This window comes from Caulobacter vibrioides OR37, assembly GCF_000372645.1.
Lineage (GTDB): Bacteria > Pseudomonadota > Alphaproteobacteria > Caulobacterales > Caulobacteraceae > Caulobacter > Caulobacter vibrioides_E.
Genome location: NZ_APMP01000007.1, coordinates 64,598 through 78,522, shown reverse-complemented (window position 1 = coordinate 78,522; position 13,925 = coordinate 64,598). Strand labels below are relative to the sequence as shown.

The window sequence follows — 13,925 nt, the reverse complement described above, 5'->3', positions numbered from 1 at the left end:
GCGATGGCGCGCGTGCTCCTGTTTGGACGTCTGGCCGATCAGGCCGGCTGGCGCGATCGCCGGATCGAGGCCGACGATCTCGCCGGTCTCCGCGCCGCCCTGGCCGCCGCCGATCCAGAGCTGGGCGAGGCGCTGGCCGGGCCCGGGGTCCAGGTCGCCGTCGACAAGGTTCTGGTCAGGGGCGAGGCCGTGCTGACGGCGGGCGCGGAGGTCGCTTTCCTGCCCCCGATGAGCGGCGGATGAGCGTCAGCCTGACCGATCGGCCGTTCGAGCCTGGCGCTCTGGTGACGGCTTTCTGCGCCGGGCGCGAGGAGACCGGCGCGGTCGCGACCTTCGTGGGTCTGGCGCGCGCCGAGAAGGGGCGGGCGACGGTTCTGGAGCTGGAGGCCTATCCTGGCTTCACCGAAGCCGCGATCGGCGAGATCGTCGACGCCGCCATGCGCCGGTTCGGCCTGCAGGATGTCGTCATCGTCCATCGGGTTGGCCGCATCGCCCCGGGCGAGGCCATCGTCTTCGTCGCCACGGCCGCCGGTCATCGTCGCGAGGCTTTCGAGGCCTGCGACTTTCTGATGGACTATCTGAAGAGCCGCGCGCCCTTCTGGAAGAAGGAGCACGGCCCTGGCGGCGTCCGCTGGATCGAGCCGACGGACCGCGATAGGACCGACGCCACACGCTGGGATCAGGAGTAGCCAATGTCGGACGCGATTCTGAAGCCAGGCGGCGGGATCAAGCCCGAACTGCCGTTCAAGCCGGTGCGCGTGGCGATCTTGACCGTCTCCGACACCCGGGACGAGGCGACCGACACCTCCGGGCAGATTCTGATCGAGCGTGTCCAGGCCGCCGGCCACGCGTTCGCCGGTCGGGCGGTGGTGCGCGACGATATCGACAAGGTCCGGGCCCAGGTCCGCGCCTGGATCGCGAGTGGAGACGTCGACGCCATCGTCACCACCGGCGGCACCGGCCTGACCGGCCGCGATATCACGGTCGAGGCGCTGGAGCCGCTGTTCGACAAGAAGATCGACGGCTTTTCGGTGGTGTTCCACCTGGTGTCCTACGCCTCGGTGGGGCTCTCGACCCTGCAATCGCGGGCGACGGCCGGGCTGATCGACGGCGTTCTGGTCTTCTGTCTGCCGGGCAGCAACGGCGCGGTGAAGGACGGCTGGGACAAGGTGATCGCCGCTCAACTCGACAGCCGTCACAAGCCCTGCAACATGGTCGAGCTGATGCCGAGGTTCCGGGAGTCGTGAGCAAGCTCACCCATATCGATGATCAGGGCCGGGCCCGGATGGTCGATGTCTCGGACAAGCCGGCGACCGCCCGCGAGGCCGTCGCGACGGGCTTCGTGCGGATGAGTCCCGAGACCCTGGACCTGGCGGTGTCCGGTCAAGGTCGCAAGGGCGATGTCCGCGCCGTGGCCGAGCTGGCCGGCGTCATGGCGGCCAAGCAAACGTCCAACCTCATTCCGCTATGCCATCCTCTGGCGCTGTCCAAGGTCGCGGTCGAGGTCGCGCCGACCGACGGGGGGCTCGCCGTCACCGCCCGCGTCAAGACCACGGGCCCGACCGGCGTCGAGATGGAGGCGCTGACGGCCGTTTCGGTCGCCTGCCTGACGATCTACGACATGCTGAAGGCCGCCGAGAAGGGCATGGTCATCGAGGCGGTGCGCCTGCGCGAGAAGACCGGCGGCAAGTCGGGCGACTGGACGGCGGACTGACCGTCCAACCTCCCTGAAGAAGGCTGACTTCAAGCCGCCTGACGGCGCGCCGCCTCGCTGATCCGAAGTTCGGCCATCCGCTCGGCGAGGCGCGTGGCCTCGCGCGCCAGGGCGTGACTGGCGGCCGTGGTCTGTTCCACCATCGCGGCGTTCTGCTGGGTCACTTGGTCCATCTGGTTCACGGCGGTGTTGACCTCGGCCAGGCCGCGAGCCTGCTCCTGGGCCGACGCGGCCATGTCGCGGACCAGGTCGTCGATCTGCTCGACCTCGGCGGCGATCAGGCGTAGGGCCTCGCCGGCCTTGCCGACATGGTCGACCCCGAGGCCGACCTCGCTGGCGCTGGCGGCGATCAGGGTCTTGATCTCCTTGGCGGCCTCGGCCGAGCGCTGAGCCAGGGCCCGCACCTCCTGGGCCACGACCGCGAACCCGCGGCCCGCTTCGCCCGCCCGCGCGGCCTCGACGCCGGCGTTCAGGGCCAGCAGGTTGGTCTGGAAGGCGATTTCGTCGATCACCCCGATGATCTGGCCGATCTGGTTGGAGGATTTCTCGATCGCGCCCATGGCTCCGACGGCCTGATCGACGATGGTCCCGCTGGCCCCGGCGGCGTCGCGGGCGCGCTCGACCACCTGCCGAGCCCGGCCGGCGCCCTCGGCGGTCCTGCGCACGGTGGAGGTGATCTCGTCCAGCGCGGCGGCCGTCTGTTCCAGGCTGGCCGCTTGCTGTTCGGTCCGGCGCGACAGGTCGTCGGCGGCGTCGGTGATCTCGCGGCTGCCGCCGTGGATCATGCTGGTGGCTTCCAGCGACGCGGCGATGACGGCCGACAGCTTCTCGGCGGCGGCGTTGAAGTCGACGCGCAGGCGCTCGTAGCCGTCGGGGTACGGTCGATCGATCCGGTGCGAAAGATCGCCTTCCGACAGTCGTCGCAACGCTTGCGCCAGATTGTCCACGACGGCGGTCTGGGCGGCTTCGGCCTCGTCGCGGCGACGTTCGGCCTCGCGGCGCTCGCGCTCCAGGGCGTCGCGCACGTCGGCGGCTTCCAGCTCCTTCTGGCGGGCCTCGACGGCGTCGCGGAAGGCGTGCAAAGCCTCGGTCATCTGCCCAAGCTCATCACCGCCGGTCTTCTTGGGCAGGGCTGCGTTCAGGTCGCCGGCGGCCAGACGGCGCAGGGCGCTCGTCACCGCCAACAGCGGCGAGACCAGGCCCCTGCGCGCGGCGACCATCAACACCGCGGCGAAGGCGGCGGCGGCCAGCAGCAGGGCGCCCATCACGACCTGGCCCGTCAGGCTCATCGTGCGGGCGGCCTGGCCGTCGTGGCTGGCGGCGGCCTCGATCTTGGTCGAAGCCTGATCCATCTTCTCCTCGAGCGCCGAGAACTGCTTGGCGAAGCCCGGCAATTTCGCGCGCGCGCCGGCGGCATCGACGTCGGCGCGTCCGACGATGTCCCCGGCCGCGGCGATATAGGCTCCCAGCGGCGCCTCGACCTCCGCCAGGGCCGCCTTCACCGACGAGTCTTGCGCCATGCCCTTGCTGGCGGCGATCGCGTCCTTGAAGGTCTTGGTGTGCTCGGCGAGGTCGGCGCGGACGGTCTTGATATCGACGCTCAGGTTCGGATCCGACGACATGATCGCGCCCATGACATCCGCGCGCAGGGCGTCGTGCATCATGTCGGCTTGCATGTGCTGGCGCAGGATCTTGGCCGAGGTCGCCGAACGGGAAAGGGCGTCGTCCAGGCTGAGCGCCACCCAAAGGCCGGTTCCGGCCGTCGCGGCGCACAGAAGGGCCGCGCCCGCGGCGGCGCCCATCACCTTCTGACCCAGGGATGCCATGTCGAATTCTCCCGCGACGCCGAAATCAGGCGAAAGAATGCCGGCCAACATGTCTAACGGTTCCTAACCAGGACGGCTCGGAATGGGCGACAAAACGTCGCGATACACTGCTTGGTGGCATTTCGGGAGGCGCGGGGGCGAGGTGAATCGCGCCAAGATCCTGGCCGGTCGCGCGGATGAAGTCTTTTTAAATCAGTCGCTTATGGAATCTTTAGCCCGATGACCTTTTCATGGGTATCGGGAAGTGGCCTAGCGGGGAATCTCGCTGGTCTTTACCAGCGCCACCTGCCGGTAGACGGCGGCGATCTCGAAATAGCGGCCGAACGCGGCGTGGAACTGGTCGACGGCCTGCTTGACGCCCGGCCCGCCGATCTCGCTGATGTCGTGCCAATAGTCGTCCAGCACCATCATGCCGCCGACGCTGAGCAGGCTGGCGCAGAAGCACAGATCAATCAGCACCGCCAAGGCCGTGTGGCTTCCGTCGACATAGATCAGGTCGAACCGCTCGCCGCGTTCCAGCATCTGGGGCAGCACATAGGTCGAGAAGCCCTTGTGCGTCGAAAGGCTTCTAAAGCCGCATCGCGCCATGTTGCGGTGAAAGCGCGGCTCCACGGCGTGGTATTTCTCTTCCGGGTTCAGGGCCTCGTCGAACCACGGATCGATGACGGTGACGGCCAGGCGCTTTGGCAGCAGCCAGTCCATGAAGGCGAGGTTGCGGCCCTCATAGGCGCCGATCTCCATGTAGCGGATCGTCTCGCCGTCCGGCCGCTTGGCCGCGAAGTCGCGCAGCAGCGGGGCCACGAACGGGATGTTATTGCTGGCCCAGGTCGAGGTAAACTCGAAGCCGGCCCGTTCGGCGTGGGCGTTGAAGGCGTCGACAACGCCCGGATCGCGCTGGCCGCCCAGCAGGGTCCTGGCCAGGTTCGGAGCGAGGCGTGGATTGATCTTGGTAAGCGAGCGCAGCTTGGCGAGGCCGGCGCGGTGGGTCACCGTCTCGGCGTCGAAATGCATGTCGGTCCCGTCGGCCACGGCGCGTTCCTCCATCGGTCGCGAGGGAGGCTAGGGCAAAGGTCTTAAGGAACGGCGATCACGCGACGACGATCAGTCCGTCGCGGACCTCGACCGGCCACGGGAAAAGCCTGTCGCCGGGACAGGGACCGGCGACGCAGGCCCCATCCTCGATCCTGAACAGGGCCGCGTGGCCGGCGCACAGGATCAGATCGTTCTCGCGCGTCAGATAGCGGCCGGCGAAACCGGCGAGCGGCCAGCCAGCGTGCGGGCAGCTGTCGACATAGCCGACCACCCGCTCGCCGCTGCGGACGACGAAACCGGCGAACAGGGCGTCGCCCTCGCGCCAGCGGAAGCCCTTCGAGCCGGGCGAGGGAATCTCGTCCAGCGCGCAAAGCGCCGTGCCCGGCGCGGGGCGGGCGGGATTGTCGGGATCGACGCGCAAGGCGGCTTAAAGCGATCCGATCGCCAGGCGCCAGGGTCGGACCTCGACGCTCTCGAACACGCCGGCTCCGGTGAAGGGATCGTTGTCGGCCTGGGCCTGGGCGGCGGCCAGATCTTCGGCCTCGACGATCAGCAGCGAGCCGATCGGATTGCCGTCATCGCCCAGCAGGGCGCCGGCCAGCTTCAGGCCCTTGGACTGGTTCAGATAGTCCAGATGAACGGGGCGCGTCGCCAGGCGGGTTTCCAGCGCGCCGGGCTTGTCCTTGCAGAGGATGGCGAAGAGGGCCATGCGGTGATCCTTGTCTCGGGCTTCGGGTTTCAGGCTTCGGGCTTTAGGGGACGGGAGAGCAGGCCCTGGATGGCGGCGTCGACCTCGACCTCGCCGGCCAGGATCGCGGCGACCGCCTCGCAGATCGGGGTTTCGACGCCCAGCTTGCGGGCCAGGGCTCGCACGGCCGGCGCCGAGGCGACCCCCTCGGCCACCGAGACCTTGCCGGCCAGGGCCTGGTCCAGGGTCAGGCCCTGGCCCAGGGCCATGCCGACGCTCATGTTGCGCGACTGGGCGCTGGAGCAGGTCAGGACCAGGTCGCCCAGGCCGCAAAGGCCCGACAGGGTCTCGGGCCGGGCGCCCAGGGCCACGGCCAGGCGCGTCAGCTCGGCGAAGCCGCGGGTGATCACCGAGGCGTGGGCGTTGCGGCCCAGGCCCTTGCCCTCGACCACGCCGCAGGCGATGGCCAGCACGTTCTTGACCGCCCCGCCGGCCTCGGCGCCGATCAGGTCGTTGGCCGTGTAGGGGCGGAAGGTCGGGGTGGCGATGGCTTCGGCGATCTCTCGGCCCAGGGCTTCGTCCGCGCAGGCCAGGGTGACGGCGGCGGGCAGGTTGCGGGCCACCTCGCCGGCGAAGCTGGGCCCTGACAGCACCGCGATCGGCGCGTCCGGAAGCGCTTCGGCCGCCACTTCGGTCATCAGCTTCAGCGTGCCCTGCTCGACGCCCTTGGCGCACAGCACGACCGGAGCGCTGGCCTGGCGGTGCGGGCCAAAGGCGGTCAGGGCCGCGCGCAGGTGCTGGGCGGGCGCGACGGCCAGGATCAGATCGCACGCGCCGAGGTCCGAGAGCTCGGCGACGGCCTCGATCGTCGGTTCCAGCCGCACGCCAGGCAGGAAGACGAGGTTCTCGTGGGTCTGGTTGACCGAGGCCACGACCTCGGGCTCTCGGGCCTGCAAGGAGACCCGCAGGCCGGCGCGCGCGCAGACCTGGGCCAGGGCCGTGCCCCAGGCGCCCGCGCCGATGACGCCCACATGCGCGAAGCGCCTGATATCGCTCATGCCTTGGCTCCCTTGCGGCCGTAGGCGTTCATGGGATTGGCGAGGGCGGCGGCCTCGTCCAGCGGCCAGCGCGGCCGGGCGACGGCGTCGAGATCGTCCGATAGGCCCAGCGCCAGCCGCTCGGCGCCCGCCAGGGCGATCATGGCGGCGTTGTCGGTGCAATAGGCCAGTGGCGGGGCGGCGAAGGCGAAGCCGTTCTTCTCGCAGTCGGCCAGCAGGGCCGCGCGCACCGCGCCGTTGGCGGCGACGCCCCCGGCGACGACGAACCGCAGGTCTTCTGGTCCGTGTGTTTCCTTGTAGAGCTTCATCGCCCGGTCGACCCGCTCGGACAGCTGTCGGGCGATGGCGAACTGGACGCCGGCGGCCAGGTCCCGGCGCTCGTCGTCGGTCGTCAGCGTCTCGGCGATCCGGGCGGCGGCGGTCTTCAGGCCCGAGAACGAGAAGTCGCAGTCCTTGCGGCCCAGCAGGGCGCGCGGCAGGTTGTAGCGGCTCGCGTCGCCGCCGACGGCCAGCTTTTCCAGGGCTGGACCGCCCGGATAAGGCAGGCCCAGGGCCTTGGCGATCTTGTCGAAAGCCTCGCCCGCCGCGTCGTCGATCGTGGAGCCCAGACGCTTGCAGGCGCCGACCCCGGCGACCTCCAGCAGCTGGCAATGGCCGCCCGAGACCAGCAGCAGCAGGAACGGATAGGCGATGTCGGCGCCCAGGCGGGCCGAGACCGCGTGGCCTTCCAGGTGGTTGACCGCGACCAGCGGCGCGCCGGTCGCCAGCGCCACGGCCTTGCCGAACGCCAGGCCGACCATGACGCCGCCCACCAGGCCCGGACCGGCCGTCGCGGCCACGCCGTCCAGCTGGGCGAAGGAGAGGCCCGAAGCGCGCAGGGCCTCGGCGGCGATCGCGTCGATCGCCTCGACGTGGGCCCGCGCGGCGATCTCGGGCACCACCCCGCCGAACGGCGCATGCTTCTCGAACTGCGTGCCGATGATCGAGGACAGCACCGTGACCGTTCCGTCCTCGTCGCGGCGCACGACCGAGGCCGCGGTCTCGTCGCAGCTGGTCTCCAGGCCGAGGACGGTGAGCCCCGAGGGCTTAAGGCCAGATTCCGTAAGGACTGTCATATGTTGCGGGCCTTCCGCCGCTCCTGTAGCAGCGAAGATGAAATTTCGTCTCCGCAGGTAACGTTCCGACCGTGTCCCGGCAACCTCCCATCCGCATCGGCGCCCGTGGCTCCAAGCTCTCCCTGGCCCAATCGGGCCTGATGCAGGCGCGGATCGCCCATGCGCTCGGCGTTCCGGCCGACGCTTCGAAGGAAGAGATCGAGGCCGCCGCGCCCCTGATCCCGATCGTCACCAGCGGCGACCGCATCCAGGACCGCCGGCTGATGGAGATCGGCGGCAAGGGCCTCTTCACCAAGGAGATCGAGGAAGCGCTTCTGGACGGCCGCATCGACTGCGCGGTCCATTCGCTGAAGGACATGCCGGCCGAGCTGCCGCCCGGCCTCGTTCTGGCCGCCACGCCGGAGCGGGAGGACCCGCGCGATGCGTTCATCAGCACCGTCTGCGAACGGCTCGAGGACCTGCCGAAGGGCGCGCGCCTGGGCACCGCGTCGCTGCGTCGCCAGGCCCAGGCCCTGCACCTGCGGCCAGACCTCGAGATCGTCATGATCCGGGGCAATGTCGACACGCGCCTGGCCAAGCTGGAGCGGGGCGAGGCCGACGCCATCCTGCTGGCGCAGTCGGGGCTGAACCGCCTGGGACTGGGCCACCTGCCCCAGAGCTGGCTCGATCCCGACGCCTGTCCGCCGGCGCCGGGGCAGGGCGCCCTGGTCATCGAGACCCGAGCCGGGGATGTCGACGCGCCGTGGCTGAACGCCGTCCGTTGTCGCGAGACCACCATCGCCGTCGCCGCCGAGCGCGGGGCGCTCCTCGCTCTGGAAGGCTCGTGCCGCACGGCGATCGGCGCGCGGGCGACGCTGGACGGCGCGCGCCTGGCCATGATCGTCGAGGCCTTGACGCCCAACGGCGCCCAGCGCTTCCGCCGCCAAGGCGAGGTCGTGCTCTCCGGCGCCGACGACGTCGCCGAGGCCCGCGCCCTGGGCCTGAAGCTTGGCGCCGAGGTCCGCGCCGAGGGCGGCGACGCCATCCTGGCGCCGGAATAGCCGATGGATTCGGGCGCGCCGGTCTGGATCACCCGCGCCCGTCCCGGCGCCGAGACCACCGCCGCCCGCGTCGCGGCGCTGGGGTTCGAGGCGGTGGTTGATCCGCTGCTGGCGGTCGAGACCCTGGCCTTCGCGGTCGACCTCTCCGATGTTCGGGCCTTGGCCTTCACCAGCGCCAACGGCGTCGAGGCGTTCACGCGCGGAAGCGCCGAGCGGGGCCTGCCGGTCTTCGCCGTGGGCCGCGCCACCGCCCGCGTCGCCGAGGCCGAGGGCTTCGTCTCGGTGACCAGCGCCGACGGCGACGTCCAGGCCCTGGCGCGGTTGATCGCGGAAACGGCTCCGGGACCGGTCCTGTGGGCGGGGACGACCGCGCCGGCCGGCGATCTCGTCGCCCTGCTGAGCGGCCTGGGCGTTCCGGCGCGAGGCCTCGCCGTCTATCGGACGATCATCCGCGATCCCTCCGACGAGACGCTCGCGCGCCTCGCGGCGCCCGCGACCGTCCTGCTGCATTCGCCGCGCGCCGCCCGGGCCCTGGCGGCGATCCTGGCCCGGCGAAACACGCTCCGGCCGCGCGTCCTCTGCCTGTCCGAGGCCGTGGCCGCGCCCGTGCGGGACCTCGCCGTCGTCGCCGTCGCCGCGCGCCCCGACGACTCGGCGCTGCTGGACCTGCTGAAGGCTTAAGCGCGACGTTGCGCGGCGCGCGCGCGTGGGGCACGAATGGGCCATGAACGCCGTTCCAGACCCCGCTGAAATCGTCGCGCCGAGCGATCCGGCGCTCTATGCCCGCCGACGGGTGATGGGACCCGGCGTCTGGCTCTGGCTGCTGACCTGTCTGCTGTGCGCGATCCTGGGCGCGGGCGTGGCCTGGTACGGCCCGACCCTGTTCCCGGCCAAGGCTCGGACGGCCGAGAGCGCGGTGACGGCCGCGCCCAGCCCGCGCCCGCCGGCCGAGCGTCTGGTCGAGGCCCCGGTCGAGACCACCCAGACGGCCGTAGCCCCGCCCGCCGCCGCCGCCGACGTGGAACGTCTGGACGGCCGAATCACCGCCCTGGAAGGCGCCCAGAAGGGCGTGGTCGACGCCGCCGCCGCCGCCCTGGCCGTCTCGACCCTGTCCGACGCGGCGGCGACCTCGCGTCCGTTCGGCGAGGAACTGGCCGGGCTGCAGCGCGTGCTGCCCCCGTCGCCCGACCTGCGCGCGCTGGAGCCCCTGGCCCGCACCGGCGCCCCGACCCGCGCGGGCTTGTCAGCCCAGTTCCAGGCCCTGGCCGGCCGCGCCGCCAGCGCCGCGCGCGATCCGGGCGCCGACGCCGACCTGCTGGCCCGCATCCGCTACGCGCTGTCCAGCATCGTCTCGATCCGTCATGTCGGTTCGACCAAGGGCTCGACGCCCGACGCCGTTCTGGCCCGCATCCAGAACCTGCTTGAGGAAGGCGATGTCGAGACCGCGGTTCAGGCCCTGAGCGGCCTGCCCCAGGCGACGCAGGACGTGCTGGCGCCGTGGGCCGCCGCCGCCAACCGCCGGATCGACATCGACCGCCACCTGTCCGCCGTGCGCGCCGACGCCCTGGCGGGCCTGTCGCGCGCTTCGCGGGCGCCGGTTCCCCAAGACGCGCCGCTGGTCGCGGCGCCCCCGGCGGCGCCATGATCCGCTTGGCCTTCGCCCTCTTCCTGGTCGCCGCCGTCGCGGTCGGGACCCTGGCCCTGGCCGGGGAGCCTGGCCGCGCGTGGCTGGAATGGATGGGCTGGCGCGTCGAGATGACCGCCGCGGCCGCGGCGCTTTTGTCCCTGTTCTCGGCCCTGCTGTTCACCCTGATCTGGCGCGCGGTGATATGGGTCGTCGAGGCCCCGCGCCGCGCCGCCCGCGCCCGGGCCGAGGCCAAGCGCAAGTCGGCGGTCGAGGCCTTGTCGCGCGGCTTCCTCGCCGTGGCCGCCGGCGACGGCTCCGAAGCCCGCCGCCTGGCCCAGAAGTCGGCCGAGCTGGCCGAGGAGGCCCCCGCCCTGGTTCGCGTCCTGGCCGCCCAGGCCGCCGAGGCGGCCGGCGACCTTCCCGCCGCCAAGGCCGCCTACAACGCCATGCTGGGCTTTCCCGAGATGCGCCTGGCGGGCCTGCGCGGCCTGATGCAAGCCGCCCTGGCCGAGGGCGACAAGGCCGCCGCCGTCCGCCACGCCGAAACCGCCTATGGCCTGGCCCGCACCGCCCGCTGGGCCTGGCGCGCGCTTCTGGACGCCCGGCTGGAGGCCGGCGACTGGGCCGCCGCGCTGGAGCTGGTCCAAAGCGGGCTGGAGCGCAAGATCATCACCCCGGCCGAGGCCGAGCGCGGCCGCGCCGCCCTGCTGGCCGCCTCGGCCGCCAGCCTGGAAGACGCGCTGGAGCCCAAGACCCGCGCCCAGGCCCTCGACTTCGCGACCCAGTCGGCCAAGCTGAAGCCCGACTTCGCCCCCGGCGTGGTCATGGCCGCCCGCCTGCTGGCCGACGACGGCAAGACCGCCAAGGCCAGCCAGCTGATCGAAGCCGCCTGGAAGGTCCAGCCGCACCCGGCCCTGTGGCTGGCCTATCGCGACCTGAAGACCAACGAGACCCCCAAGGCCCGCGCCCATCGCCTGGCGGCCCTGGCGGCCCTCAAGCCCGACGCGCGCGAGAGCCGGATCCTGCGGGTCGAGAGCGCCCTGATCGGCGGCGACCCCGCCGCCGCCCGCGCCGCCGCCCGCCTCCTGGACCACGACGCCCCCACCGCGCGGTTCGCCGGCCTGATGGCCCGGGTCGCCGCCGCCAACGGCGAGGCCGACGAGGCCCGCGCCTGGGTCTTCCGGGGCGCCGAGGCCGCGCGCGAGCCCGACTGGTCCGATCTCGACCCCGAGGGCCGCGCCTTCGCCTATCACCGCGAGGACTGGGCCCGCCTGACGGTCAGCTATGTCGAGACCGGCCAGCTGATCCATCCGCGCCACGAGCGCCGCGAGCGGACGATGAACGACCTGCCCGAACTGCCCTCGGCCTATGTGGAATCGACCCCTTTCATCCGCGCGGCCGAGACCGGCGGGGCCCTGCTGCCCATTCCGGACGACCCCGGCGTCTTCGACGCCCCGCCGATTTCCGACCCTCCGGAGGGTCCCAAGGGCGGGGGTCCGGCCCCTCGTCGCAAATCTGGCGCAAGACGGCGCTTGGCAAGCGGCTCGCGCGCCGCTAAATAGGCGCTCCCTTCGCCCCGGGGCAGCCGCTTCGGGGTCCGTGGGCCGCCTTAGCTCAGCCGGTAGAGCGGCGCATTCGTAATGCGTAGGTCAGGTGTTCGAGTCACCTAGGCGGCACCACTCTTTTCCAGAACATCGTCGGATCGAGGCGCCTAGCGCTTGAAGTCGCATAGGGCCGGATTGGCCGCCGCTTCCGGGCGCAGGCTCAGCTTTTGGAAGCTTATCTGGCCGGCGCCTTGCGGCAGGAAGCTGACCGCGCGCGTCACGCCGTCGGCGCTGCGGACGTCGAGTTCGTAGGGCTGGGTCGAGTCGCCGTTCGTTCCGGCCCGCTTCCGCGCGATGACGTCGCCGTCGCGCAGGCCGGCGCGGGCGGCGGGCGTGTCCGGGCGGAGCTGTGTGACGGTCAGAACCCCTGAGGCGTCGGCCTTGGGCTTGAAGCCGAGGTCGAACGTCGGAACCGTGACCTCGATCACGTCGGCGCAGGGCGCGAAGGCCGTGGGGGTCAAGACGATCGGCTCGCCGCGTTTCGCATAGGCTTCGATGTCGGGCGCGACGTCGACGCCATGCTTGGCCATTTCCTCGGCGAAGAGATCGATCGGCGAGACATCGGGACGGGCGGCGGCGGTCTTAGCCTGGGCTCGCAGGACGTCGTCGAGGCTGGCGCCCTTGGCGCGCAGCCGCTCGTCCCACAGCGCCGCCAGCAAGGCTCCGCGCTGATAGGGCAGCTTCTCGGCCATGGGGTCGGTCCAGAACGCCTTTCCAGCCTCCTGGCCGGTCATGCGCCGGGCCGGCGAGGCGGCGTAGGCGCGCAGCATATCGTTCCACAGCGCGACGAATTGCGAGGGCGTGATCAGGCGCTCGCGCGCCAGGAGCCGACGCATGTAGAAGTCGGTGAAGCCCTCGCTGAACCAGTAGCGTCGCGGCTCCAGGAGGGGCGCTCCCAGCCTGGACGGGTTCCATTCGTGGAAGAACTCGTGGGCGAGATAGGGACGCAGATCCTCCAACGTCATGCCGGGCGTCGCCGTCAGGCTGAAGGCCTTGTTCAGGCCGACGCCGTGGAAAGACTGGTCGCCGGCCGAAGCGATCGTCGCGGCGGCGACCATGTAGGGCGCGCCGGCGTCGTCGCCGAAGAAGGCGCGTTCGGCGCGAAGGATCGTCCAGAGTTCCTGGGCCAGCACGGCGTCGGGAACGGCGTCCAGCCGGCCGTGGATGACCAACCGCAGCGGGCCGGCGCGCGTGGTCCGCAGGCCGCGACCGCCGATCAGCTGGCCCCGAGCCATGTCTCCTACCGTCAGCTTGGCTTGGCCGGCGAAGGACGAATCGACCGGAAAGCCCTTGGGCCAGCCGGACCAGCGGAACTGGGCCGGCGCGTCGTCGTGCCCCTCGATCCTGGGCAGGGCGGTGGCGGTCAAGGCGTAGAACCAGTCCGGTCGGACCCAAGGCAGGGCGGGCGAGCCATCAGGGTCGGAGTCTTTCGGCTCGTGGTCGATCGCGGACGGAATATCGTAGCGGACGGTCAGGCGGCCGCCCGGCGTCGCGCGGAGGACGCGGACGCTGTCTCCGTCCTCGGCGATCGAGGCGAAGCCGTCGACGGTCAGGTCGCGGAAGTTTCGCCACAAACGGTCATGACCCATCCAGTGATCGGGGAGCTGAAGGCGCGCGCGACCGCTGGCGTCCGCGATCAGGTCGATGCGGACCCGCAGCGCGACCAGGGCGCCATGATCGAAGCGTGGCGAGACCGTATAGGTGACCGGCGCGGTCCGGGCCGCCGCCGTTGTCGCCAAGCCCAACGTGATCGCCAGGACCATCGCCAATCCACGCAAGACCGTTCCCCGTTTCTTCGCCGCCTCGACATCCTGAGGTGGTTCCTCGCTCCGCGCCACCGCCTTGACGACTGTCGCGGAACTTTGCCGTGGCCGACCCCGTTCTCCTGCCACAAGGAGCGTCGCCATGACCAAGACCGCCCATCCCGCCGTTGATGACGAAACCGCGCTGGAGGAGGTGATGACCTTCCTCGACGCGCCGCCCGAGACGGGCAGTCACGACGACGCGCGGTTTGGGGCGCGGTTGCGGCAGGTGATCGCCGCGTCGATCCCGGCCGACGACGGCGACGCGGCCGAGGACGCGCCGAAGTTGGACCTGAACGAAGACCTGCGCCGGCGGCTCGAGGCCGTGGCCAAGCGGCGTTCGGAGGGTCACTATTTCGGCGACCATCCCGATGGGATCGGGCCGACCCTGGGCATGGATCTCAGCCGCTCGTGACGCC

Annotated in this window: 16 protein-coding genes and 1 tRNA gene; 10 read left to right on the top strand and 7 right to left on the bottom strand. The window is 71.4% G+C overall.

Annotated elements, in window-relative coordinates:
• Positions 1-3 precede the first annotated feature (3 nt).
• The 4 genes from OR37_RS08225 to moaC are packed head-to-tail and all read left to right on the top strand — an operon-like array spanning position 4 to position 1,714.
• A complete protein-coding gene (locus OR37_RS08225) occupies positions 4-243 on the top strand; it encodes a MoaD/ThiS family protein (protein WP_004618076.1) in 240 nt (79 codons plus the stop codon).
• Positions 240-689 (top strand): molybdenum cofactor biosynthesis protein MoaE, encoded by a 450-nt coding sequence (locus OR37_RS08220; RefSeq protein WP_004618074.1) that lies wholly within the window; start codon positions 240-242, stop codon positions 687-689. Before OR37_RS08225 ends, OR37_RS08220 begins: the two co-directional genes overlap by 4 nt.
• Positions 690-692: 3 nt before the next feature.
• Positions 693-1,247, top strand: a complete 555-nt coding sequence (moaB, locus tag OR37_RS08215; protein ID WP_004618072.1) for a molybdenum cofactor biosynthesis protein B — start codon at positions 693-695, stop codon at positions 1,245-1,247.
• Positions 1,244-1,714, top strand: a complete 471-nt coding sequence (gene moaC, locus OR37_RS08210; RefSeq protein WP_004618070.1) for a cyclic pyranopterin monophosphate synthase MoaC — start codon at positions 1,244-1,246, stop codon at positions 1,712-1,714. Before moaB ends, moaC begins: the two co-directional genes overlap by 4 nt.
• Positions 1,715-1,743: 29 nt before the next feature.
• On the opposite strand, the gene OR37_RS08205 is transcribed toward moaC, so the two are convergent.
• From OR37_RS08205 to tsaD, 6 genes are all read right to left on the bottom strand, one after another.
• Entirely contained in the window at positions 1,744-3,540 is a 1,797-nt protein-coding gene (locus OR37_RS08205) for a methyl-accepting chemotaxis protein (protein ID WP_035017117.1), read from the bottom strand.
• A 249-nt stretch (positions 3,541-3,789) separates the two neighbouring features.
• Positions 3,790-4,584 (bottom strand): class I SAM-dependent methyltransferase, encoded by a 795-nt coding sequence (locus tag OR37_RS08200; protein WP_165570585.1) that lies wholly within the window; start codon positions 4,582-4,584, stop codon positions 3,790-3,792.
• A gap of 43 nt (positions 4,585-4,627) precedes the next feature.
• Entirely contained in the window at positions 4,628-4,993 is a 366-nt protein-coding gene (locus OR37_RS08195; protein ID WP_004618065.1) for a Rieske (2Fe-2S) protein, read from the bottom strand.
• 6 nt (positions 4,994-4,999) lie between these two features.
• A complete protein-coding gene (locus OR37_RS08190; protein ID WP_004618063.1) occupies positions 5,000-5,281 on the bottom strand; it encodes a YciI family protein in 282 nt (93 codons plus the stop codon).
• A 29-nt stretch (positions 5,282-5,310) separates the two neighbouring features.
• Positions 5,311-6,318, bottom strand: a complete 1,008-nt coding sequence (locus OR37_RS08185) for an NAD(P)H-dependent glycerol-3-phosphate dehydrogenase (protein ID WP_004618061.1) — start codon at positions 6,316-6,318, stop codon at positions 5,311-5,313.
• On the bottom strand, positions 6,315-7,433 hold the full coding sequence (gene tsaD / locus OR37_RS08180) for a tRNA (adenosine(37)-N6)-threonylcarbamoyltransferase complex transferase subunit TsaD (RefSeq protein ID WP_004618059.1): 1,119 nt from the start codon (positions 7,431-7,433) through the stop codon (positions 6,315-6,317). The genes OR37_RS08185 and tsaD overlap by 4 nt, the downstream gene beginning before the upstream one ends.
• A 71-nt stretch (positions 7,434-7,504) precedes the next feature.
• On the opposite strand from tsaD, the gene hemC reads away from it, so the two are divergent.
• The 5 genes from hemC (at position 7,505) to OR37_RS08155 (ending at position 11,779) form a co-directional block, all read left to right on the top strand.
• On the top strand, positions 7,505-8,473 hold the full coding sequence (gene hemC, locus OR37_RS08175; RefSeq protein ID WP_004618057.1) for a hydroxymethylbilane synthase: 969 nt from the start codon (positions 7,505-7,507) through the stop codon (positions 8,471-8,473).
• 3 nt (positions 8,474-8,476) lie between these two features.
• Complete coding sequence (locus OR37_RS08170; RefSeq protein WP_004618056.1) at positions 8,477-9,154, top strand: uroporphyrinogen-III synthase; 678 nt, start codon at positions 8,477-8,479, stop codon at positions 9,152-9,154.
• Positions 9,155-9,197: 43 nt separating this feature from the next.
• Positions 9,198-10,118 (top strand): COG4223 family protein, encoded by a 921-nt coding sequence (locus OR37_RS08165; RefSeq protein WP_004618054.1) that lies wholly within the window; start codon positions 9,198-9,200, stop codon positions 10,116-10,118.
• Entirely contained in the window at positions 10,115-11,662 is a 1,548-nt protein-coding gene (locus OR37_RS08160; protein WP_004618052.1) for a heme biosynthesis protein HemY, read from the top strand. The genes OR37_RS08165 and OR37_RS08160 overlap by 4 nt, the downstream gene beginning before the upstream one ends.
• A 41-nt stretch (positions 11,663-11,703) precedes the next feature.
• A tRNA-Thr gene (locus tag OR37_RS08155) sits at positions 11,704-11,779 on the top strand.
• 32 nt (positions 11,780-11,811) lie between these two features.
• On the opposite strand, the gene OR37_RS08150 is transcribed toward OR37_RS08155, so the two are convergent.
• Positions 11,812-13,467 (bottom strand): M61 family metallopeptidase, encoded by a 1,656-nt coding sequence (locus OR37_RS08150; protein ID WP_004618051.1) that lies wholly within the window; start codon positions 13,465-13,467, stop codon positions 11,812-11,814.
• 142 nt (positions 13,468-13,609) lie between these two features.
• Between OR37_RS08150 and OR37_RS20985 the strand changes: the two genes are divergently transcribed.
• Positions 13,610-13,921: a hypothetical protein gene (locus OR37_RS20985; protein ID WP_004618049.1), complete on the top strand. Its 312-nt coding sequence runs from the start codon at positions 13,610-13,612 to the stop codon at positions 13,919-13,921.
• The last annotated feature ends 4 nt before the right edge of the window (positions 13,922-13,925 follow it).

What these genes read in the sequence shown, in the direction of transcription:
- tsaD (WP_004618059.1), bottom strand. Translation starts at nt 7,433, where the DNA reads ATGACAGTCCTTACGGAATCTGGCCTTAAGCCCTCGGGGCTCACCGTC.
- OR37_RS08205 (WP_035017117.1), bottom strand. Translation starts at nt 3,540, where the DNA reads ATGGCATCCCTGGGTCAGAAGGTGATGGGCGCCGCCGCGGGCGCGGCC.
- OR37_RS08220 (WP_004618074.1), top strand. Translation starts at nt 240, where the DNA reads ATGAGCGTCAGCCTGACCGATCGGCCGTTCGAGCCTGGCGCTCTGGTG.
- OR37_RS08170 (WP_004618056.1), top strand. Translation starts at nt 8,477, where the DNA reads ATGGATTCGGGCGCGCCGGTCTGGATCACCCGCGCCCGTCCCGGCGCC.
- OR37_RS08150 (WP_004618051.1), bottom strand. Translation starts at nt 13,467, where the DNA reads ATGGTCCTGGCGATCACGTTGGGCTTGGCGACAACGGCGGCGGCCCGG.
- OR37_RS20985 (WP_004618049.1), top strand. Translation starts at nt 13,610, where the DNA reads ATGACCAAGACCGCCCATCCCGCCGTTGATGACGAAACCGCGCTGGAG.
- OR37_RS08200 (WP_165570585.1), bottom strand. Translation starts at nt 4,584, where the DNA reads ATGGAGGAACGCGCCGTGGCCGACGGGACCGACATGCATTTCGACGCC.
- moaB (WP_004618072.1), top strand. Translation starts at nt 693, where the DNA reads ATGTCGGACGCGATTCTGAAGCCAGGCGGCGGGATCAAGCCCGAACTG.
- OR37_RS08225 (WP_004618076.1), top strand. Translation starts at nt 4, where the DNA reads ATGGCGCGCGTGCTCCTGTTTGGACGTCTGGCCGATCAGGCCGGCTGG.
- OR37_RS08165 (WP_004618054.1), top strand. Translation starts at nt 9,198, where the DNA reads ATGAACGCCGTTCCAGACCCCGCTGAAATCGTCGCGCCGAGCGATCCG.
- OR37_RS08190 (WP_004618063.1), bottom strand. Translation starts at nt 5,281, where the DNA reads ATGGCCCTCTTCGCCATCCTCTGCAAGGACAAGCCCGGCGCGCTGGAA.
- OR37_RS08185 (WP_004618061.1), bottom strand. Translation starts at nt 6,318, where the DNA reads ATGAGCGATATCAGGCGCTTCGCGCATGTGGGCGTCATCGGCGCGGGC.
- OR37_RS08160 (WP_004618052.1), top strand. Translation starts at nt 10,115, where the DNA reads ATGATCCGCTTGGCCTTCGCCCTCTTCCTGGTCGCCGCCGTCGCGGTC.